Annotated in this window: 21 protein-coding genes and 1 tRNA gene; 5 read left to right on the forward strand and 17 right to left on the reverse strand. The window is 70.6% G+C overall.

Annotated elements, in window-relative coordinates:
• Positions 1-34: 34 nt before the first annotated feature.
• Complete coding sequence (locus tag ABZ297_RS25255) at positions 35-1006, forward strand: YafY family protein (protein WP_355350655.1); 972 nt, start codon at positions 35-37, stop codon at positions 1004-1006.
• Here the strand turns inward: ABZ297_RS25255 and ABZ297_RS25260 are convergent.
• The 7 genes from ABZ297_RS25260 to ABZ297_RS25290 are packed head-to-tail and all read right to left on the reverse strand — an operon-like array spanning position 983 to position 8025.
• Positions 983-1999: an ABC transporter ATP-binding protein gene (locus ABZ297_RS25260; protein WP_355350657.1), complete on the reverse strand. Its 1017-nt coding sequence runs from the start codon at positions 1997-1999 to the stop codon at positions 983-985. The genes ABZ297_RS25255 and ABZ297_RS25260 overlap by 24 nt on opposite strands.
• Positions 1996-3009 (reverse strand): ABC transporter ATP-binding protein, encoded by a 1014-nt coding sequence (locus ABZ297_RS25265; protein ID WP_355350659.1) that lies wholly within the window; start codon positions 3007-3009, stop codon positions 1996-1998. Before ABZ297_RS25265 ends, ABZ297_RS25260 begins: the two co-directional genes overlap by 4 nt.
• On the reverse strand, positions 3006-3848 hold the full coding sequence (locus ABZ297_RS25270) for an ABC transporter permease (protein WP_355350661.1): 843 nt from the start codon (positions 3846-3848) through the stop codon (positions 3006-3008). The genes ABZ297_RS25265 and ABZ297_RS25270 overlap by 4 nt, the downstream gene beginning before the upstream one ends.
• Positions 3845-4825 carry an ABC transporter permease gene (locus ABZ297_RS25275; RefSeq protein ID WP_355350663.1) on the reverse strand — a complete coding sequence of 327 codons (981 nt, stop codon included), beginning with the start codon at positions 4823-4825 and terminating at the stop codon, positions 3845-3847. The genes ABZ297_RS25270 and ABZ297_RS25275 overlap by 4 nt, the downstream gene beginning before the upstream one ends.
• On the reverse strand, positions 4822-6432 hold the full coding sequence (locus ABZ297_RS25280; RefSeq protein ID WP_355350665.1) for an ABC transporter substrate-binding protein: 1611 nt from the start codon (positions 6430-6432) through the stop codon (positions 4822-4824). Before ABZ297_RS25280 ends, ABZ297_RS25275 begins: the two co-directional genes overlap by 4 nt.
• Positions 6429-7160 (reverse strand): PIG-L family deacetylase, encoded by a 732-nt coding sequence (locus ABZ297_RS25285; protein ID WP_355350667.1) that lies wholly within the window; start codon positions 7158-7160, stop codon positions 6429-6431. Before ABZ297_RS25285 ends, ABZ297_RS25280 begins: the two co-directional genes overlap by 4 nt.
• Positions 7147-8025 (reverse strand): GNAT family N-acetyltransferase, encoded by an 879-nt coding sequence (locus ABZ297_RS25290; RefSeq protein WP_355350669.1) that lies wholly within the window; start codon positions 8023-8025, stop codon positions 7147-7149. The genes ABZ297_RS25285 and ABZ297_RS25290 overlap by 14 nt, the downstream gene beginning before the upstream one ends.
• Positions 8026-8296: 271 nt before the next feature.
• On the opposite strand from ABZ297_RS25290, the gene ABZ297_RS25295 reads away from it, so the two are divergent.
• The 3 genes from ABZ297_RS25295 to ABZ297_RS25305 are packed head-to-tail and all read left to right on the forward strand — an operon-like array spanning position 8297 to position 10297.
• Positions 8297-8470 (forward strand): hypothetical protein, encoded by a 174-nt coding sequence (locus ABZ297_RS25295; RefSeq protein ID WP_355350671.1) that lies wholly within the window; start codon positions 8297-8299, stop codon positions 8468-8470.
• Positions 8471-8498: 28 nt separating this feature from the next.
• Complete coding sequence (locus ABZ297_RS25300) at positions 8499-9659, forward strand: histidine kinase (RefSeq protein WP_355350673.1); 1161 nt, start codon at positions 8499-8501, stop codon at positions 9657-9659.
• The gene (locus tag ABZ297_RS25305; protein ID WP_355350675.1) at positions 9656-10297 is read left to right on the forward strand and encodes a response regulator transcription factor; all 642 of its coding nucleotides are present in this window, start codon (positions 9656-9658) and stop codon (positions 10295-10297) included. Before ABZ297_RS25300 ends, ABZ297_RS25305 begins: the two co-directional genes overlap by 4 nt.
• An 83-nt stretch (positions 10298-10380) precedes the next feature.
• On the opposite strand, the gene ABZ297_RS25310 is transcribed toward ABZ297_RS25305, so the two are convergent.
• From ABZ297_RS25310 to nadD, 6 genes are all read right to left on the reverse strand, one after another.
• Positions 10381-10617, reverse strand: coding sequence for a helix-turn-helix transcriptional regulator (locus tag ABZ297_RS25310; RefSeq protein WP_355350677.1), 237 nt, complete (start codon positions 10615-10617; stop codon positions 10381-10383).
• Positions 10618-11157, reverse strand: a complete 540-nt coding sequence (locus ABZ297_RS25315) for a hypothetical protein (protein ID WP_355350679.1) — start codon at positions 11155-11157, stop codon at positions 10618-10620.
• Between the two features lie 475 nt (positions 11158-11632).
• Positions 11633-11705: transfer RNA gene (locus ABZ297_RS25320), tRNA-Ala, on the reverse strand.
• A gap of 157 nt (positions 11706-11862) precedes the next feature.
• Positions 11863-12501, reverse strand: coding sequence for a histidine phosphatase family protein (locus ABZ297_RS25325; RefSeq protein WP_355350681.1), 639 nt, complete (start codon positions 12499-12501; stop codon positions 11863-11865).
• Positions 12498-12893, reverse strand: coding sequence for a ribosome silencing factor (rsfS, locus tag ABZ297_RS25330; RefSeq protein WP_350810254.1), 396 nt, complete (start codon positions 12891-12893; stop codon positions 12498-12500). Before rsfS ends, ABZ297_RS25325 begins: the two co-directional genes overlap by 4 nt.
• 92 nt (positions 12894-12985) lie before the next feature.
• Complete coding sequence (nadD, locus tag ABZ297_RS25335) at positions 12986-13603, reverse strand: nicotinate-nucleotide adenylyltransferase (RefSeq protein ID WP_355350684.1); 618 nt, start codon at positions 13601-13603, stop codon at positions 12986-12988.
• Between the two features lie 96 nt (positions 13604-13699).
• Between nadD and ABZ297_RS25340 the strand changes: the two genes are divergently transcribed.
• Entirely contained in the window at positions 13700-14713 is a 1014-nt protein-coding gene (locus ABZ297_RS25340) for a M48 family metallopeptidase (RefSeq protein WP_355350686.1), read from the forward strand.
• Between the two features lie 9 nt (positions 14714-14722).
• Here the strand turns inward: ABZ297_RS25340 and ABZ297_RS25345 are convergent, their stop codons facing one another.
• The 4 genes from ABZ297_RS25345 to proB all read right to left on the reverse strand — a co-directional run bounded on the left by ABZ297_RS25345 (position 14723) and on the right by proB (position 19318).
• Positions 14723-16555, reverse strand: a complete 1833-nt coding sequence (locus ABZ297_RS25345; RefSeq protein WP_355350688.1) for a protein kinase — start codon at positions 16553-16555, stop codon at positions 14723-14725.
• A gap of 82 nt (positions 16556-16637) precedes the next feature.
• Entirely contained in the window at positions 16638-16814 is a 177-nt protein-coding gene (locus tag ABZ297_RS25350; protein ID WP_355350690.1) for a hypothetical protein, read from the reverse strand.
• A 65-nt stretch (positions 16815-16879) separates the two neighbouring features.
• The gene (locus ABZ297_RS25355) at positions 16880-18160 is read right to left on the reverse strand and encodes a glutamate-5-semialdehyde dehydrogenase (RefSeq protein WP_355350692.1); all 1281 of its coding nucleotides are present in this window, start codon (positions 18158-18160) and stop codon (positions 16880-16882) included.
• Between the two features lie 39 nt (positions 18161-18199).
• Positions 18200-19318: a glutamate 5-kinase gene (gene proB / locus ABZ297_RS25360; RefSeq protein ID WP_355350694.1), complete on the reverse strand. Its 1119-nt coding sequence runs from the start codon at positions 19316-19318 to the stop codon at positions 18200-18202.
• Positions 19319-19396 lie beyond the last annotated feature (78 nt).

Below are 19396 nucleotides of genomic sequence, written 5' to 3' on the forward strand. Positions count from 1 at the left end.
GTAGGCCTGGGTCACTGACAGGTAATGTCAGTGGGTGCGCGCTTCCCGTCTCGTCTCGATCCTGCTGCTCCTGCAGACCCGCGGCCGGATGACCGCTCAAGACCTGGCAGAGCGGCTGGAGGTCTCGGTGCGCACGATCTACCGCGACGTCGAGTCGCTGCACTCCGCCGGCATCCCGTTGTACGGCGACGCCGGGCCGAGGGGCGGCTACCAGCTCCTCGACGGCTACCGCACCAGGCTCACCGGGCTCACCACCGACGAGGCCGAGTCGCTGTTCCTCGCCGGGTTGCCGGGGCCGGCGGCCGAGCTGGGGCTGGGCGCCGTGGTGACGGCGGCGCAGCTCAAGCTGATGGCCGCGCTGCCGGTCGAGCTGCGTGACCGGGCCGGACGCATCCAGGAGCGCTTCCACCTCGACGCCCCCACCTGGTACCGCGACCCCGAGCCCGTCACCCACCTGCCCGCCGTGGCCGACGCCGTGTGGAACGAGCGGCCGATCCAGGTCAGGTACCGGCGGTGGAAGGCGCCGCAGGAGGTGCAGCGGCGGCTGGAGCCGTACGGGCTGGTCATCAAGGCCGGGCGGTGGTACCTGGTGGCGCGCTCCGGCTCGGACGTGCGGACGTACCGGGTGTCGCAGATCCTCGACCTGCACCCGCTGCCCGGCCGCTTCGCCAGGCCCGGCGACTTCGACCTGTCGGCGTACTGGCAGGCGTACCTGGCGGAGTTCGAGGAGCGGCTGCGGTGGGGCGAGGCGGTGGTCCGGCTGTCGCCGCGCGGCGTGGAGCGCCTGGAGCTGGTGATGACGCCGGGCGTGGTGGCGGCGGCGCGGGCCACCGCCACGCCCGACGGGGAGGGCTGGACCCGGGTCACGGTCCCGATCGAGTCGATCGAGCACGCGCTGGGCGAGTTCCTGCGGCTCGGCACCGACGTGGAGGTGCTCTCCCCCGCCGAGCTGCGCGACGGCCTGGCCGCCACCGTCGCCGAACTAGCCGGGCGCTACGGGCGATAGCGCGTCGTCCTCGGCCGCCTGCCAGCAGTGCGTCCAGCGGCCCTCGCCCAGCTCGGTGCGTGCGGGCACCTCGGTGGAGCAGACCGGCAGCGCCACCGGGCAGCGTGGGTGGAACCGGCATCCGCCCGGCGGGTCGATCAGGCTCGGCGGCTCGCCGTGCCGCTTGCCCTCCGGTGGCGTCACCCGGTCCGGGTCGGGGGCCGAATCCAGCAGGAGCTGCGTGTAGGGGTGCCGTGGCGACTGGGTGAGCTGCTCGCTCGGCCCGCTCTCGATGAGCCGCCCGGCGTACATGACCGTGATCTCCTCGGCGAAGTACCGGGCGCTGGCGATGTCGTGCGTGATGTAGAGCAGCGCCAGGCCGCTCTCGTCCGCCAGCTTCTCCAGCAGCCGCAGCACGCCCAGCCGGATGGACACGTCCAGCATGGACACCGGCTCGTCGGCGATCAGCGCGACCGGCTGCACGGCGAGCGCGCGGGCGATGGCGACGCGCTGGCGCTGCCCGCCCGACAGCTCGTGCGGCAGCTTGTCCATGAACTGGTCCACCGGGGTCAGGCTGACCCGCTCGAGCAGCTCGGCGACCAGCTCGCGCTCGTGCGCCGCGGAGCGCGCGTGCCCGTGCACGCGCAGCGGCCTGGCCAGGTGGTAGCGGACCCGGTGGAACGGGTTCAAGGACGCGAACGGGTCCTGGAAGATCAGCTGCACCTGCCGCCGATAGTCGCGGAAGGCCGGGCCGCGGTGCGCCCGCACGGGCTCGCCGCGCAGCAGCACCTCTCCCGAGGTGGCCGGGTACACCTGGGCGAGCAGCCGGGCGACCGTGCTCTTGCCACAGCCGCTCTCGCCTACAAGCGCGGTCACCGACCCGGCCCGCAGCGCCAGCGACACGTCTTCGACCGCCCGCACGGGCGGGCGCTTGCCGAAGCTGCCGCGCGGCCCGCGCGCCGCCGTGAAGTGCTTGGTGAGGTTCCGTCCCTCCAGCACGATCTGTCCGCTCACGGCCCCTCCTGTCCTCCAGCCGGGACGGGAGCCACGCCGGCCCCGTCGTTGAGCAGGCACGCCGCCGCGCCCTCTGGCCCCTCCAGCAGCGCGGGACGGGTGACGGCGCACTCGTCCATCGCGTGCCGGCAGCGCGGGTGGAACGCGCACCCTCGGGGGAGCGACCGCAGGTCGGGCGGGGTGCCGGGGATGCCGAGCAGCTCCTCGCGCGGCCCGCGCAGCCGTGGGAACGACCGCAGCAGCCCCAGCGTGTACGGGTGCCGCGGCGCCCTGTGCAGGCCCTTGGCCGAGCCGGTCTCCACCACCCGCCCGGCGTACATGATCGCGATCCGGTCCGAGATCTCCATGAGCAGCGACAGGTCATGCGTGATGAACACGACCGCGAAGCCGTACTCCTCCCGCAACGTCCTGATCTCTTGGAGGATGTCGCGCTGGACCACCACGTCGAGGGCGGTGGTCGGCTCGTCCATGATGATGATCTCGGGGTTGAGCGCGAGCGCGATGGCGATCGCGGCGCGCTGGCGCATGCCGCCCGACAGCTCGTGCGGGTAGCTGCGCCGCCGGTCGGCGCTGATGCCGACGCGCTGGAGCAGTTCCACCGCCCGCTCGGCGCGCGCCTTGCGCGGCAGGTCCGGCGCGTGGACGCGCAGCACGTCGTCGATCTGCGCGCCGACGGCGCTGACCGGGTTGAGCGCGTTCATGGCGCTCTGGAAGACGACGGCCAGCTCCTTCCAGCGGAAGGAGCGCAGCTCCTCGCGCTTCAGCCCGAGGATGTCCACCTCGGTGCCGTCCCTGCGGTGGTAGACGACCGAGCCGGACGTGATCGCGGCGGGCGGGCGCAGCAGCCGGGCCACGGCGTTGGCCAGCGTCGACTTGCCGCTGCCGCTCTCGCCCGCCAGGCCGAGGATCTCACCGCGGCGCAGGTCGAGCGAGACGTCGGAGACCGCGTGGACGGCGCCCGAGTTCGACTGGTAGTCCACGCTGAGCCCGTGGATCTCGAGGATGTTCACGCCGTCGCCTCCGCCTTGCGCTTGCGCGGTGCCTTGATCGTGCGCAGCCGCGGGTTGGCCAGCTCGTCGATGCCGAAGTTGACCAGCGCGAGCCCGGTGCCGACCAGCGCGATGCACAGCCCCGGCGGGATGAACCACCACCACGCGCCGATCAGCAGCGCCTGCCCGGTCTGCGCGAAGTAGAGCATGGTCCCCCAGCTCACCGTCGACAGGTCGGCCAGGCCGAGGAACGACAGCCCGGCCTCGGCCAGGATCGCGCCGACCACGGTGGCCAGGAAGCTGGTGGCGATGACGGGCAGCAGCACGGGCAGGATCTCGAAGAAGACGATCCTGAACGGCCTCTCGCCGCTGGCCTTGGCGGCTTCGACGAAGTCGCGCCGCCGTACCGACAGGGTCTGGGCGCGCAGTACGCGCGCGCCCCACGCCCAGCCGGTGACGGCGATCACCACCGCCACCGAGGCGACGCCGCGCTGGGGCAGGTAGCCCGCCAGCACGATGATGAGCGGCAGCGCCGGCAGCACCAGGAAGATGTTGGTGAGCACCGACAGCGTCTCGTCGATCGCGCCGCCGAAGTAGCCGCCGACCAGGCCGACGGCGACGGCGAGGATCGTGGCGATCACCGCCGACAGCAGGCCGACGCCCATCGAGATCCGGGCGCCGTAGACGATCTGGACGAGGATGTCCTGGCCGGTCTGGGTGGTGCCGAGCCAGTGCTCGGCCGACGGCCCCTGGAGGCCGTCGCTGCTGGTGGCGGCCGGGTCGGCGCCGATGAGCAGCGGCCCGAGCAGGGCCATCAGGGTGAAGAAGACGAGGATGCCCGCCCCGATCTTGATCTTCATTGGCCCTCCTGCCTGGTTCTGGGGTCGAGCACCACGTACGCGAGGTCGGCCAGGAAGTTCGCGACGAGCACGGCCAGCGAGATGACGAGGAAGATGCCCTGCATGAGCGGGAAGTCCTCGTTCTCCACCCCTTTGAGGAGCATCGAGCCGATTCCCGGATAGGAGAAGACGATCTCCGTCAGCACCGAGCCGCCCACGACGAAGCCGAGCGACAGCGCGAAGCTGGTGATGTTCGGCAGGATCGCGTTCCGCGCCGCGTACGCCCACATGACCCGGCGGCTGGTCAGGCCCTTGGCCTCGGCCATCACCACGTAGTCCTCGCCGAGCGTGGTCACCATGACGTTGCGCATGCCGAGGATCCGGTCCGCCATCGAGGCGAGCACGATCGTGACCGCGGGCAGCACCGCGTGGTAGACCACGCTCCCGGCGAACTCGCCGGTGAGGCCCGGCTCGACCTCCAGACCGTAGGCGCGGCTGGCCGGAAACCAGCCCAGTGTCACGCCGAAGACGAACGCCAGCGCCAGCGCCACCCAGAAGTACGGCACCGCGTGCAGGAACGTGGCGGCGGGCAGCACCCCGTCGAGCCAGGTGCCGCGCTTCCACGCCATGAGCACGCCGAGCGAGGTGCCCACCAGGTAGCTGATCAGCGTCGCGACGCCGACCAGGCCGATCGTCCACGGCAGGCTGTCGGCGATGACCGTGGACACCTCGGTGGGGAAGAACGTGATCGATCGGCCCAGCTCCCCGTGCGCGAGGTTGGACAGGTAGCCGAGGTACTGCTGCCACAGGTTCGCGTCGCTGATCCCGAACGCCCGCTTCATCGCGTCGATGGCGGCGGGGTCCACGTTGCCCTTCATCCGGGCGACCAGCAGGTCCACCGGATCCCCCGGCATGAGCCGGGGGATCAGGAAGTTGAGCGTGACGGCGGCCCAGGCTGTCAGGATGTAGAAGCCGAGCCGCCTGGCCAGAAACCTCACTTGGCCGCCGGCTTCAGGTGCAGCAGGACCACGGCCGCGTCAGGCGAGGTGTACGGCGACGGCATCGCGTACGGGTCCTGCTCCGACGGCCAGCCGACGTACTTGGTGGTGCGGAACTGCGCCCACGAGGGGCTGTAGAACAGCGGCACCGCCGGCAGCTTCTCCACCATGATCTTGCCGAGCCCCTGGGTGGCCTCCTGCTGCTTGGCCAGGTCCTCGGAGGCCGCGTACGCGTCGATGAGCTTGTCGGTCTCGGCGTCCTTCCACCGCTCGTAGTTGCCGGTCGCGGACTTGCCGACCGGCGTGGCCAGCCCGCTGTAGAGCAACGTGCGCATCTGGTAGTACGGCGTGGGCCCGGCCGGGGTCGACCTGATCGACAGGTCGTAGTCGCCCTTGCCGACCTTGGACACCCAGTCGGCGAACGCCACGCCGCGAGTCTCGATCTTGATGCCGACCTTGGCCAGGTCCTCCCTGATGAGCTGGGCGACGTTGACCCAGTCGGTGAACGGCGAGGGCACCAGCAGGGTGAAGCTCAGCTTGGCCGGGTCGACGCCCTTGAGCAGTTCCTTGGCCTTCTCCACGTCCACCTTGAAGGCGGCGTCCTTGTACTCGGGCGGCAGGTAGGACTCGCCGCCGGGCATCGGCACGGTCGTCGGGTGGGCCACCTTGGTGTAGCCGCGCTCGGCCACCTGCACGATCTTGTCGCGGTCGATGGCCAGGCTGATCGCCTGCCGTACCTCGGGCTTGGCCAGGATGGGGTTGGTCAGGTTGGGCAGCAGGTTGACCACGCCCTCGGGCGGGAAGAAGAACTTGTTCTGGTCCGGCTTGCCCTGGACGTAGATCTTCTGCATGTCGGGCACGAAGGCGCCGGCCCAGTCGAGCTCGCCCTGCTGGAGCGCCGTCTGCACCGCGTTGGCGGTGTAGGCGGGGAACTTCAGCTTCGGCACCTCGGGCTTGCCCGGCTGCCAGTAGTTCGGGTTCTTGTCCATCTCGTAGAGCTGCGCGCTGAACTTCGACAGCTTGTACGGCCCGGTGCCGACCGGCTTGGGGTTGGTGAAGGTGACCGGGTCCTGCTCCTTCTCCCAGATGTGCTTGGCCACGATCGGCGAGCTGCCCGCGATGTTGAACAGCTTGGCGTACGACGTGCTCTTGAAGTCGATCTGCACCTTGTCGGGCGCGAGGACCTTGGTGCCGGCGATCTCCAGCGCGCTCTTGTTCAGCTCCGGGTGCTTCAGCAGCAGGTCGAAGGTGAAGGCCACGTCGTCGGCGGTGAACGGCTGGCCGTCGGTCCACTTCACGCCCTGGCGCAGGGTGAAGGTGAGGGACTTGCCGTCGTTGGACCACTCATGCTTGAGCGCCAGCCACGGCGTGATCTCGCCGGGCTTGAGCTTGTTGAAGAACTCGAGCGTCTCGTAGATCATCCCGCTCGTCCCGAAGTTCACGCCTTCGAGGTGGAACGGGTTGAAGTCCTCCTGGAACGTGCCCGCGTCCACGGCGTGGATGACCAGCGGCGGGGCGTTCGAGCTGCTCTTGCCGGTGGAACCGGAGCTGGAGCAGCCCGCGATCGCGAGGGTCAGGGCCGTGACGGCCACCAGGGTTCGTCTCATTGGGGGGTTGCCTTTCCGAAGTAGCTCGTCCGGAGGTTCCGCGAGCCCTTCGGGGCGGCGAAGGCCTGCGCTCGGCGGAATCCGGCGGGAGCGCCGCGCACGATCGTGAGTGCGCGGTAGTAGTCGACGTACGGGAAGCCGTAGGTCTCTCCTCTGGCGTACGCGTACCCCGTGATCGCCTGCGACCAGACCTCGTAGGCCTCCTCGCTCAGGTCGACGAAGACGTCAGGCGTGTAGCCCTCGGCGTCCTCCCAGTTGTCCGCGTAGTACAGCTCGCCCGCCCAGTAGGCGGGCAGGTCGCGTTCGAGCGTCTTCAGCCCGCCGTAGAAGCGGGCGTCCTCCACGATCCGGTGGGTGCGGGCGTGGTCCTTGTGGATGGAGGCGCTCCAGTGGGTCAGGATGACGTCCGTCCGCAGCTCCCTGATCAGGTCGCCGACACGCATCTTGACGTCCTCGTCCTCGGGCAGCAGGCCGTCCTCGTAGTCGAGGAAGCGGACGCCCGCGCCGATCCTGTCGGCGAACGTCTCCGCCTCGTCGCGTTTCTGCTTGGCGTAGTCGGCGACCGACATGCGGGGGTGACCGCGCTCGCCGAGGGTCAGGTGCAGGAGCGTCGCGCGGTCGCCGCGCATGACGTGCTGGGCGAGCACGGCGCCCGCCGTCAGATCGAGGTCGCCCGCGTGGGCGCCGATGGCCAGGACATGCGTCGTGCTCTGGTCAGACTCGCTCACTGGACCGCCTCATCACGTGGAACCGCCTGGTGATCTCGTAGCCCGCCCGGGTGTAGAGGTGGCCCGCCGGGCTGGTCTCGCCGGTCCACAGGAACCAGGACGAGTGCAGGCCCTCCGCCCGCATCCTGGTCATGGTGAGGTGCAGCAGGATCTTGCCGAGCCCGGTGCCGCGCAGCTCCGGATCGACGCCGAACGGCCCGAACCGCTCGGGGATCCCGCGGTAGGCGCCGTACAGGGCGAACCCGGCTATCCGCTCCCTCTTCGCGATGATCATGCGCCTGGGGTCGCGGTGGTGCCTGATCGCCTCACCCCAGTCGGGGTTGAAGACGTCCGCGGCGTAGCGGATGAGCTCGGGCAGCTCGCCGTCCTCGGGGCTGCGGAAGACGTACCCCTCGCTCTCGCGCTTGGCTCGTAGTTCGTGGACGTCGTCCGGCGTCGCGTAGCCGACCAGCGTGCGGTCCATCGCGACCGGCGAGTAGAGCGTCCTGAAACCCAGCGCGCCGAGCAGCCGGAACCCGTCGGGATACAGCTCCTGATCGGCACCCGGCAGCACGTAGTTGGGCGTGTAGGAGGCGAAGTCGATCCGTGTCCTGCCCTGCTCTTCCAGGAAGGCCAGCGCCTGGCCGACCAGCCGCCGCCCGAGCCCGCCGCCCCGGTGTTCCGGCGCCACGAAGAAGAACGGGATCCAGCCCGTCTCCGGCTCCAGATCGGTTCCGGGGGCGAGCGGCGTCAGCCTGCGCACGGCGTAGGCGCAGCCCACCACCCGCTGGTCCACCACGGCGACGCGGAGGCCCTCGGGGTCGAAGTTCGGGTCGAGCAGCACGCAGTCGCGTAGCCACCCGGAGGTCGTGGGATCGCCTGGCATGCTCCGGTTCCATGCGTCAACCAGGGAGCTCTCATCACCTGAGACGAACGCGCGGACTGTGACCATCGGGGTCCTTTCGCAGGTCTCTCCTGGCCCAGCTTTCCCTCCTGTTTACGGTCAGGTCAATAAGTTCGGGGAAGAAAGTTTCTCTGATGGACGCCCTCTAGAAACTTTCCTTCGCGTGCGGTAGACATGATCTCCGGCGTCTCCACCCCCATCTCCACCATCTGGCGGTGCCACTCCACCCGTCCCGGTTCCTAGCGTTGCCTGCGTGAACAGACACGATCTGATCAGGCACGCGGCAGACAAGATCATGGAATCGAACCGGGGAGGAAAGATGAGCGGCAAGAGCTGGATCGCGGTGGCGGCGATCGGCGCCGTCGTGGTGGTGGGGTTCATCGCGTACCGGCTGATCCTCATCGAGTTCATCACCCGTATCCACTGACGGCTCCGGCGCCTGGTGGAATCGACCTGTGAGAAGACGGACCCTGACGAGACAGGCGCTGACCGGGCGGGCGCTGCCTGACACCATCGCGCCCGGCTGGCTCGTCGTGCAGGTGTTCGGCACGGTGTTCATCGCCGTCACCCTGCTCACCGCGCGGGAGGACGCCGCGCCGGTCTGGGCCCTGTACGGCGCCGCCGCCGGGTGCTGGCTGGCGTTCGTGGCCCTCGACAGGCGCCGTCCGGGGCCGGCGGCCGTCTGCCTGGCCATGGGCGCGCTGCTGTCGGCGGCGGCGCTCGGGCCCGCCGGGGACGGCTCCGCGATCATCCTGACCGCGGTCGTCCTCGGCCGGTTCGCCGCGCTCGCGGTGCCATCCGTGGCCGCGATCATGGCGACGGGCGTGGCGGCGATGGCGCTGTCCGTCCTGAGCTGGCCCCTCTACGGCGCCTCGGCCGCCGACGCGTTCGGGCAGGCGGCACTGCTGCTGGCGCTCACACTCATCGGGATCAACCACCGCCAGCACGTCGTCCAGCGGCGGCACGCGGAGCTGTTGCTCGAACAGACCCGCCGCGCGCAGGCCGAGCACGCCCGCGCGGCGGCGCTCGACGAGCGCACCAGGATCGCCCGCGAGATCCACGACGTGCTGGCGCACTCGCTCGGCGCGCTGGGCGTCCAGCTGGAGCTGGCGGAGGCGGTGCTGGAGGAGCGCCGTGACGTGCCCACCGCGCTGGTCACCATCAGGCGCGCGCGCAGGCTGGCCACCGAGGGCCTGGCCGAGGCCCGCAACGCGGTCGCCGCGCTGCGCCAGGACATCCCTGCCCTGAGCGACGCCCTCGCCGCGCTCGCCGAGGCGCACCGGCGCGACCACCGCTCCGCCGTGCGCTTCGACCCGTCCGGCACACCGCGCCCGCTGTCGTCGGGGGCGGCCGTCTCGCTGCTCGGGACCGCGCGGGAGGCGCTCACGAACGCGGCCAAGCACGCGCCGGGCGAGCCCGTCTCCATGACACTGGACTTCACCGGCGACCGGGTGCGGCTGCGCGTGGCCAACCCGCTCACCGGCGGCGGTGCCCCCGCGGAGTCCGCCGGATTCGGCCTGGCCGGAATGCGGGAACGCCTCGCGCTGGCCGGTGGCACACTGACGTCCGGACAGGACGGCGGGCAGTGGCAGGTGACAGCGGAGGTGCCTGAGTGATCACCGTGGTCGTGGTGGACGACCAGCAGCTGATGCGCGAGGGGCTGGCGGCGCTGCTCGGCATGCTCGGCGACGTCGAGGTCCTGGGCACCGCCGCCGACGGCCGGCAGGCGCTCGACCTGCTCGCCGCCCGCCCTGCGGACGTCGTCCTGATGGACCTGCGCATGCCCGTGATGGACGGCGTCGAGGCCACCCGCCGGATCGTCCGCGACCATCCGGGCACCGCCGTCGTGGTCCTGACCACCTACACCGACGACGAGTCGATCGTCCAGGCCCTGCGCGCGGGCGCTCGCGGCTACCTGACCAAGGACGCCGGACGGGCCGAGATGGCGGCGGCACTCCGCTCGGCGGCCGCCGGCCAGTCCACCTTCGACGCCAAGGTCTCCGACCGCCTGGTGGCGGCCCTCGACCGCCTTCCCCCGCGCCCGCCGATCACCCTGCCGGACGGCCTGACCGCCCGCGAGGCCGAGGTGCTCGGCCTGATCGCCCGCGGGCTGAGCAACCAGGAGATCGCCGGCGTCCTGTTCATCGGTGAGGCCACGGTCAAGACGCACATCAACAACGCGTTCGCCAAGATCCACGTCCGCAACCGCGTGGAGGCCACCCGCTACGCCGCCGACCACGGCCTCGGCCTTTGACACGGCGCCGAGGACGCGCGAACCCCCGCCCCGCCATGCCCGCCGATTTCCGCACTGTCGACCCGGCTCCTGCGACAGGGAGGCTACCCGGACTTCTCGGGCACGTAGCGGAGCAGGTCTCCAGGCTGGCAGTCGAGGACCTCGCACAGCCTGATCAACGTGGAGAACCGGATGGCCTTGCCCTTGCCGGTCTTCAGGATGGAGAGGTTGGCGATCGTCACCTCAACCCGGTACGAGAGCTCGGTCAGGGTCATACCCCGCTCAGCGAGCAGTTGGTCGAGGCGGATCTCGATGCGGCCGCCCGACTCGCCTGGCGGCATTCAGATCGTGCCTTCAAGCTCGTCGAACATGACCATCCCCCGCCGGATCACCTCTGCCACGGCGAACACCCCCACCCCTGCGAACACGGCGAGCACCGGCAGGTCACCCACGCTGGGAAGCACGTACCCGTCATTCATCATCATCCGGGTCGCCACGGCCTTGGCACCGGCGTCCAGCAGGAAGGACACCAGCGACCCGATGACGAGAACCGCGCCGATCCTGCGCAGTTGGGAGATGGTGACCTGAGAGAACAGCGCCCGGTCGCTGAACCGGCAGTGCCTGGTGATCCGGCGCAGCGAGAAGCAGACCAGCAGCGCGGTCAGCGCGCCGGGCATCCAGGTGAGCAAGGAGAGCACCGCGATCACGGGCGCCTGCCCGGCGTTGTACAGGCTGAGGTGGACCTTCGTCTGGACGACCTCGGTCCCGCGGGTCAGCACCCCGTCGAGCGACACCCTGGCCCCCTCCGGCCACAACCCCTCGACCCCGAAGTCGCGACTGCCCGGCAGCACCATCAGGACGCCGGCGACCACCCCCGCCACCAGCCCCAGCACACCGATGGCCAGAGCGGCCTGAAGCAGCGCATCCAGCCTCCCAAACCACCGGCTACTCCTCAGAACCTGCGCACCCGACCGACTCGAGGCGGCGTCCACCACGATCACCCCATATCGTTTTTCGATGAAACCTAGGGATCAGCGTAGCATCGAAAAACGATAAACCAAGAGCGATCGGCGTACACCAGCGCCCACAGGCAAGGAAGAACGCCCGAGCGAAGCGAGGCCCTACAGGAGTCGGGCCCCCGGCCCGAAGAACCGGCCTGAGCCGACAACGCGCGAAGCGCCGCCCGGCGAAGCCAAAGCAGTGCGCCAAAGGCGCCAAAAAAGAAACAGCCCGAGCGAAGCGAGGCCCATCGGCCCGACGCTGGGGGGCCGGGGGGTTATCCCCCCGTTTAAACGACGAGGGGACCGAGGGAGCCAGCCCAAAAGGCTGGCGACCATAGGTCCCCTGTCACCCGAGTGGAGCTATGGGGATTCGAACCCCAGACCTCCTCCATGCCATGGAGGCACGCTACCAACTGCGCCATAGCCCCTGGTCACCGCTCGAAGCACACTCCTTGCGGCGCTCCGAGAGCATATAGCCATCCGCACGATTCGCCTAATCGCGTCTCGTCCGTCCCGCCTGTTCCACCAGAACCACTCGCGGGCCTGCGAGAACAGCCGGGCCACAGCCTGTGCGGTGGGAGCCGCTCAGGCTGTGAGGCCTTCCACGTCGGGGCTGTCGTCGCTGCTGATCGGTTCCGGCAGTGTGCCGGCGTTGTGTTCGAGCAGGCGCCAGCCTTTTCGTCCTTCCTCCAGCACCGACCACGAGCAGTTGCCGAGCCCGCCGAGGGCGGACCACAGCTGTTCGGGCAGCCCGAGCAGCTCGCAGATGCCGAGCCGCAGCGCGGCCCCGTGGGAGGCGACGACCAGCAGGCCGTCGTCGCCGAGTTCGGCGGCCCAGCGCCGCAGGGCCGTGGCGACGCGCGCGGCGACGTCGGTCACCGGCTCGCCGTCGGGGGCTTCCCAGGCCAGGTACTCGTCGGGCCAGCGCGCGGCGATCTCCTCGCGGGTCAGGCCTTCCCACTGGCCGCCGCCGCGTTCGCGGAACTGTTTGTCGACGGCGACGTCGAGGCCGACGAGGCGGCCGAGCGCGAGCGCGGTGTCGTTGGCCCGTTGCAGGTCCGAGGAGACGATGAGGGTGGGACGCAGCGACGCGAGCAGTGAGGCCGCCCTGGCGGCCTGGGCGTGCCCGATCTCGTCGAGGGGGATGTCGGAGTGCCCCTGGAAGCGATGTTCTACATTCCACAGCGTCTGCCCGTGACGCAGGCAGACGATCCGCTTGCTCACGCGCGGGCCCGCTGGATGTTCGCCTGCACGACGCTTTCGGGCAGCGTGATGGCCGGGCAGTCCTTCCACAGCCGCTCCAGGGCGTAGAAGGTGCGGTCTTCCTCATGCTGGACGTGCACGACGATGTCGATGTAGTCGAGCAGCACCCAGCGGCCTTCACGCTCGCCCTCGCGTCGCACGGGCTTGGCGTCGGCCTCGGTGCGCAGCCGGTCTTCGATCTCATCGACGATGGCGCGGACCTGGCGGTCGTTCGTGGCGGAGCAGAGCAGGAAGGCGTCGGTGATGACGAGCTGCTCGCTGACGTCGTAGGCGAGGATGTCGTCGGCCAGCTTGTCGGCCGCGGCCTCGGCGGCGATCTGGACGAGCTGGACGGCTCTGTCGGATGCGGTCACGATGCGGGTCGGTCCTCCTGTGTCGGCAATATGCCCTACGTTGAGGGTACCCGTTGGGCGTCCGACGCCCCACGTCCGGCACGACGACGCATTCAGCCCCCGGCGTGGTAAAGACCCCTTTTGTTGATGTATTGCACGATTCCGTCCGGTACGAGGTACCAGATGGGCTCGCCCTTCGCCACGCGCTGCCTGCACTCCGAGGACGAGATCGCCAGCGCCGGGATCTCCAGCAGGGTCACCTTTCCCTCGGGCAGACCGGGGTCGTGCAGGGTGTGCCCGGGGCGGGTGCAGCCGACGAAGTGGGCCAGCTCGAACAGCTCGTCGACGTCCTGCCAGGTGAGGATGGCCCCCAGGGCGTCGGCTCCGGTGATGAAGTAGAGGTCGGCGTCCGGCCCGTAGATCTCCGCGATGTCGCGCAACGTGTCGATGGTGAAGGTCGGCCCCGGACGGTCGACGTCCACGCGGCTGACGGAGAAGCGCGGGTTCGAGGCGGTGGCGATCACCGTCATCAGGTAGCGGTCCTCGGCCGCCGACACCTCGCGCTCGGACTTCTGGTACGGGCGTCCCGTCGGCACGAAGACGACCTCGTCGAGGTCGAAGTGGTGTGCCACCTCGCTGGCGGCGACCAGGTGACCGTGGTGGATGGGATCAAACGTCCCACCCATCACGCCCACACGCCGCTTTCCCCGGACACCGGGCGCATTCATCATGAAACGGACCTTACGCGGATGCCATCTCACAACATGACGGCACCCCCCGGGGTGATGACCGCGCATCACTCCCGTTGCGGACGTAGCATGCCGGGCATGACGACCACCCCGGACCGCAACCGCGTCCAACTGCCCGGCATCTCGTCCCGTGCCTACGAACACCCCGCAGACCGGTCCGCCCTGGTCGCTCTGCGTAAGTTGAGTGGGTTTGACACGGTTCTCAAGCAGATGTCCGGTCTCATCAGCGAGCGCCGCCTGCGCCTGATGTACCTGGCCTCGGCCGTGCGCGTGAGCGAGACCCAGTTCCGCTCTCTCTACGACATGGGCCGCGACGCCGCATACACGCTCGACCTGCACCGGGTCCCCGAGATCTACGTCCAGCAGGATCCGCAGGTCAACGCCAAGGCGATCGGCTTCGACGACCCGTTCATCGTGGTGACCACCGGTCTGCTCAACCTCATGAACGAGGAGGAGCAGCGCTTCGTCATCGGCCACGAGACCTCGCACATCCTGTCGGGTCACGCCGTCTACCGCACGATGCTCGACATTCTCACCCGCCTCGCCTCCCGCGTCGCCTGGATCCCGCTCGGCTACATCGGCCTGCGCGCGATCGTCGCCGGCCTGGAAGAGTGGTACCGCAAGTCCGAGCTCTCCTCCGACCGCGGCGGCCTGCTCACCAGCCAGGACCCCGAGGCGGCCAAGCGCGCGCTGATGAAGCTCGCCGGCGGCGACTACACGCACGAGATGAACATCGAGGCGTTCCTGGAGCAGTACCAGGAGTACGACACCGCGGGCGACCTGCGCGACGGCTTCCTCAAGGTGCTCAACCTGCTCGGCACCACCCACCCGTTCGCCGTGGTGCGCGTGGCCGAGCTCGACAAGTGGCAGCGCAGCGGTGAGTACGACCGCATCCTGGGCGGCGACTACCCGCGCCGCGAGGACGACGCCGACGCCAGGGTGACCGAGGAGATCAAGGCGGCGGCCGAGTCGTACCGCACGTCGTGGTCGCAGTCGCAGGACCCGTTCATCGGCGTGCTGCGCGACGTCGCGGAGGGCGCGGTCAACGCGGGCGAGCGCATCTTCAACCGCTTCTCCCGCCGCGACGGCTGAGCAGGGGCCTCACAGCAGCAGGGCGATCGCGCGCACGGCCGCCGCGCACAGGGCGACGAACCCGCCCAGCACGGCCAGCGCGCGCAGCCCTTCACGGCGCAGATCGGGCAGCCGGGCGCCGATCCGTTCGATCTCGCGGCCGGTGATGCCGCCGCACAGCATGCCGAACACCACGCCCGCCGCCGTGACCGGCGCGGGCTGCTGCCACCAATCGGAGCTGATCTGGCCGCCGCCGGTGAGCCAGAGCGCCCCGGCCGCCGCCACCGCGACGGGCGCGCCCGGCCAGACCACGCAGGTCAGGGCCGCGCCCGACAGCGCGCCCGGGAACAGCAGCACCCGCAGGAACACCCGCATCCGGCGTGACGTGCGCTTCTTGACCATCCAGTGGCTCATCCAGACGGTCCTGGTGAGCACCACGAACGCGGCGGTGATGCCGATCGTCGCGATCGGCCAGATCACCGAGGCCACCACGCACGGCACGGCCAGCACGGCGAGCATCAGCAGGGCCGCGTTGCCCGCCGGCAGCGTGGTGGCGCTCGTCTCCGACCGGTTCGCGGCAGTCCGCGCCTTGCCCGTGGTCCGGCTCCTGGACCCCGCCGCCTCGGCGCCGGCGCGGGTCCGCGGCGTGGGGGTCTTGCCTTCCGCGCGGCTCCGCGTGGAGGTGATCTTGCGCGGCCCGGTGGTCTTCCCGTCCGTGCTGGTCCGGCTCCGGGGCGCGGGGACCTTGCCGTCAGCGTTCGTGCGGGCCCGTGCGACGCCGGCCCCTCCGTCCGTGCCCGTCCTGCTGCGCGGCGTGGCGGCCCCTCCGTCCGTGCCTGTCCGGGCTCGGGGCGTGGCGGCCGATCCGTCCGTGCCTGTCCGGGCTCGGGGCGTGGCGGCGGATCCGTCCGTGCTCGTACGCGCCCGTGGCGTGACGGGCTTCGCCTCCTCGCCCGCCCGCTTGGCCTCCTCCCCCGTACCTGGACGCGACGCGTCATCGGCGGTGGTGGCGCGGCCGCGTTCCTCGGCAGCACGGGCGCTCTTGGCCGGGGCGTCGGCGTCGGCAGGGCTGGTGGCCTTGGCCAGCCGCGACAGCCGGTCGGCGAGCAGCGCCGCGGTCGGCCGCTTGCCCGGCTCCCGGTTGAGCGCGGCCCGCACCAGCGGCAGCAGCGCCACCGGTACGCCCTTCAGGTCGGCCTGCCCGTTCAGCACCGCGTACATCTGCGCCTCGGCCGTGCCCCGCCCGAACGTGGGACGCCCGGTCGCGGCGAACGCCACCGTCGCTCCCCAGGCGTGCACGTCGGCGGGCGAGTTGACCTCCTCGTCGGCGAAGATCTCGGGAGCGGTGTAGCCGGGGGTGCCGAGGAAGGTGCCGGTCATGGTGAGCCGGGTGGCGTCGAGCACCTGCGCGATGCCGAAGTCGATGAGGACGGGCCCCTCGGCTCCCATGATGACGTTGGCGGGCTTGAGATCGCGGTGCACCACCCCGGCCGCGTGAATGATCGCCAGCGCGGTCGCCAGGCCCTGCGCCAGCTCGACCAGCTGGGCGACGTTCAGCGGGCCGTCCTGCCGGACTCGGTCGAGCAGGTTGGCGCCGTCGATGTGGTCCATGACCAGGTAGGGACGGGCACAGTCGAGGTCGGCGTCGAGCACCTTGGCCACGTACGGGCTCTCGACCCGGCGCAGCGCGCGAACTTCGCGTTCAAGCCTTATCCGGGAGGAATCGTCCTCCGACAGGTTGTGCAGGACCTTGAGCGCGACTCTCTCGCCTCGGCGGGCACTGGCGAGGTAGACCTCGCCCATGCCGCCCCGGCCGAGCCGCTCGACCAGGGTGTAAGGCCCGACCTTGCCGAGCTTGCTCACCAACCCTCCCCGCCCGGCGCGCCCATAGGGGACACAACCCTAGCGCCGGTACAGCGGAGAACGCCTGCGACGCGCCGAAGCTTTACCCCTGCGACTGGTCGGACAGCATGCCGTCGATCCCGGTCGTCGGCTCCTCCGACAGGTCCTTGCGGCCCTTCCTGCGCCAGTTGACGTGGCCACGACTCTCCAGCCAGAGCATCAGCCGGTCGGCCCCGAACAGCACGGCGACTGAGGAGGCGAGAGCGAGGACGATCTCCATGCCTCCCAGTCAAGCCAGCGACCGCGTCACCAGACACCCGACACGCCGACCCGCGCCCGATCCGGTCAGCTCCCTGACCGAGCGATGACCGTGCCCTCCGACGTGCGCAACTGGCCCTCGCCTGTGTACACCCATTTGGTGGACGTCAGCTCGGGCAGCCCCATCGGGCCGCGCGCGTGGAGCTTCTGGGTGGAGATGCCGATCTCCGCGCCGAACCCGAACTCGCCGCCGTCGGTGAACCTGGTGGACGCGTTCACCGCCACGGCCGCCGAATCGACCAGCGACACGAACCTGCGGGCCGCCCCCTGGGAGCGGGTGACGATGGCGTCGGTGTGGCCGGAGCCGTACCGCCTGATGTGCGCCACCGCCTCCTCCAGCGAGCCGACCACCGCGGCGGCGATGTCGAGCGACAGGTACTCGGCGTAGAAGTCGTCCTCGGTGACGGGCACGACCTCGCCGAACCGGGCGATCTCGGCATCACCGTGGACGGTCACCCCGGCCTCCCCCAGCGCGGCGAGGGCCTTGGGCACGAACTCAGCCGCGACGCCGGAGTGGACCAGGAACGTCTCTGCCGCGTTGCACACCGACGGCCGCTGCGCCTTGGCGTTGACCAGGATCTCCACCGCCAGATCGACGTCGGCGTCGGCGTCGACGTACACGTGGCAGTTGCCGACGCCCGTCTCGATCACCGGCACGGTCGACTCCTCGACCACCGAGTTGATCAGGGACGCGCCGCCGCGCGGGATCAGCACGTCCACCAGCCCGCGGGCGCGCATGAGCTCCTTGACGGAGTCGCGGGTGAGGCCCGGCACCAGCTGCACGGCCCCGGACGGCACCTCGGTGCCGTCGAGCGCCTCCTGCATGATCCGCACCAGCGCCGTGTTGGACGCGTACGCGCTTGAGGACCCCCGGAGCAGCACCGCGTTGCCGCTCTTGAGGCAGAGCGCCGCCGCGTCGACGGTCACGTTCGGCCGCCCCTCGTAGATGATCCCGATCACGCCGAGCGGCACCCGCAGTTGCCGCAGCTCCAGCCCGTTGGGCAAGGTGCTGCCGCGCACCACCTCGCCGACGGGGTCGGGCAGGTCGGCCACCTGCCGCACGGCCTCCGCGATGGCCGCGATCCGCGCCTCGTCCAGCCGCAACCGGTCGATCATCGCCTCGGACGTGCCCTGCTCCCTGGCCCGCTCGACATCCTCGCCGTTGGCCGCGATGATCTCGCCCGCGCGGGCCACCAGAGCGTCGGCGACCGCCCGCAATGCCCGGTCCTTCGGCGCCCGAGGCAGCGGAGCCAGCTCAGCGGCGGCCTCCCGTGCCGCCCCGGCCACTTTCAGGAACTCCTCGGACATCACACGCTCCTCGTAAACGCCCCGCAAGGCGAGGCAGGCTCAGTTGTGGGCTTCCAGTATGACGATGTCGTCGCGGTGAATCAGCTCGCGCTCGTACTCCGGGCCCAGCGCGCTGCCCAGCTCCCGCGTGGACCGTCCGAGCAGCTCGGGAATCTCCCCCGCGTCGAAGTTGACCAGCCCCCGGGCCACCACCAAGCCGCGCGGCTCGCACAGGTCCACCGGATCGCCCGCCGCGAAGTCTCCCTCGACCGAGGTCACCCCGGCCGGCAGCAGCGACTTGCGGCGAGTCACGATCGCCTCGACCGCGCCGTCGTCGAGGTGCAGGCGGCCGCGCCCGGTGGTCGCATGGGCCAGCCACAGCAGCCGGGTGCCGGGATGCCGCCCTCCCGGATGGAAGTAGGTGCCGACGTCGGCTCCCGCCAGGGCCTGAGCGGCGTGCGCGGCGGCGGTGAGCACCACCGGCACTCCCGCCCCGGTGGCGATCCGGGCGGCCTGCACCTTGGTGACCATCCCGCCGGTGCCGACGGCGGCCCCGTTCCTGCCCAGCTCGACCCCGACCAGGTCTTCCGGCCCCCGGATCTCGCCCAGCCGCTTGGACCCGGCGCGGCTGGGCGGCCCGTCGTAGAGCGCGTCCACGTCCGACAGCAGCACCAGCGCGTCGGCGTGGACCAGGTGGGCCACCAGCGCCGCCAGCCGGTCGTTGTCGCCGAAGCGGATCTCGTCGGTGGCCACGGTGTCGTTCTCGTTGACGATCGGCGTGATGCCCAGCTCGAGCAGCCGGTTGAGGGTGCGCTGGGCGTTGGCGTGGTGAGCGCGCCGCATCATGTCGTCGGCGGTCAGCAGCACCTGCCCGACGCGCACGCCGTACCGGGCGAAGGAGGACGTGTAGCGGGCCACCAGCACCCCCTGGCCAACGGAGGCCGCCGCCTGCTGGGTGGCGAGGTCGCGCGGTCGCGCGGGCAGCCCGAGGGGGCCGAGGCCCGCCGCGATCGCCCCCGACGACACCAGGATGATCTGCGACCCGGCGCGCCGGCGTGCCGCGAGCACGTCCACGAGCGCGTCGACCCGGTCGACGTCGATCGTTCCCTGGGGGGTCGTGAGCGACGACGAGCCGACCTTGACGACGACCTTCGACGCTGAGCTGATCCGTTCCCGCACATGGGAAGCCTATCCGAGGTCGGCAGCACGATATCGACCGCTTTTCCCGAGACAACCCTCTCAGGCCTGGACGGCGCT

This window comes from Nonomuraea sp. NPDC005983, from assembly GCF_040614375.1.
Taxonomy (GTDB): Bacteria; Actinomycetota; Actinomycetes; order Streptosporangiales; family Streptosporangiaceae; genus Nonomuraea.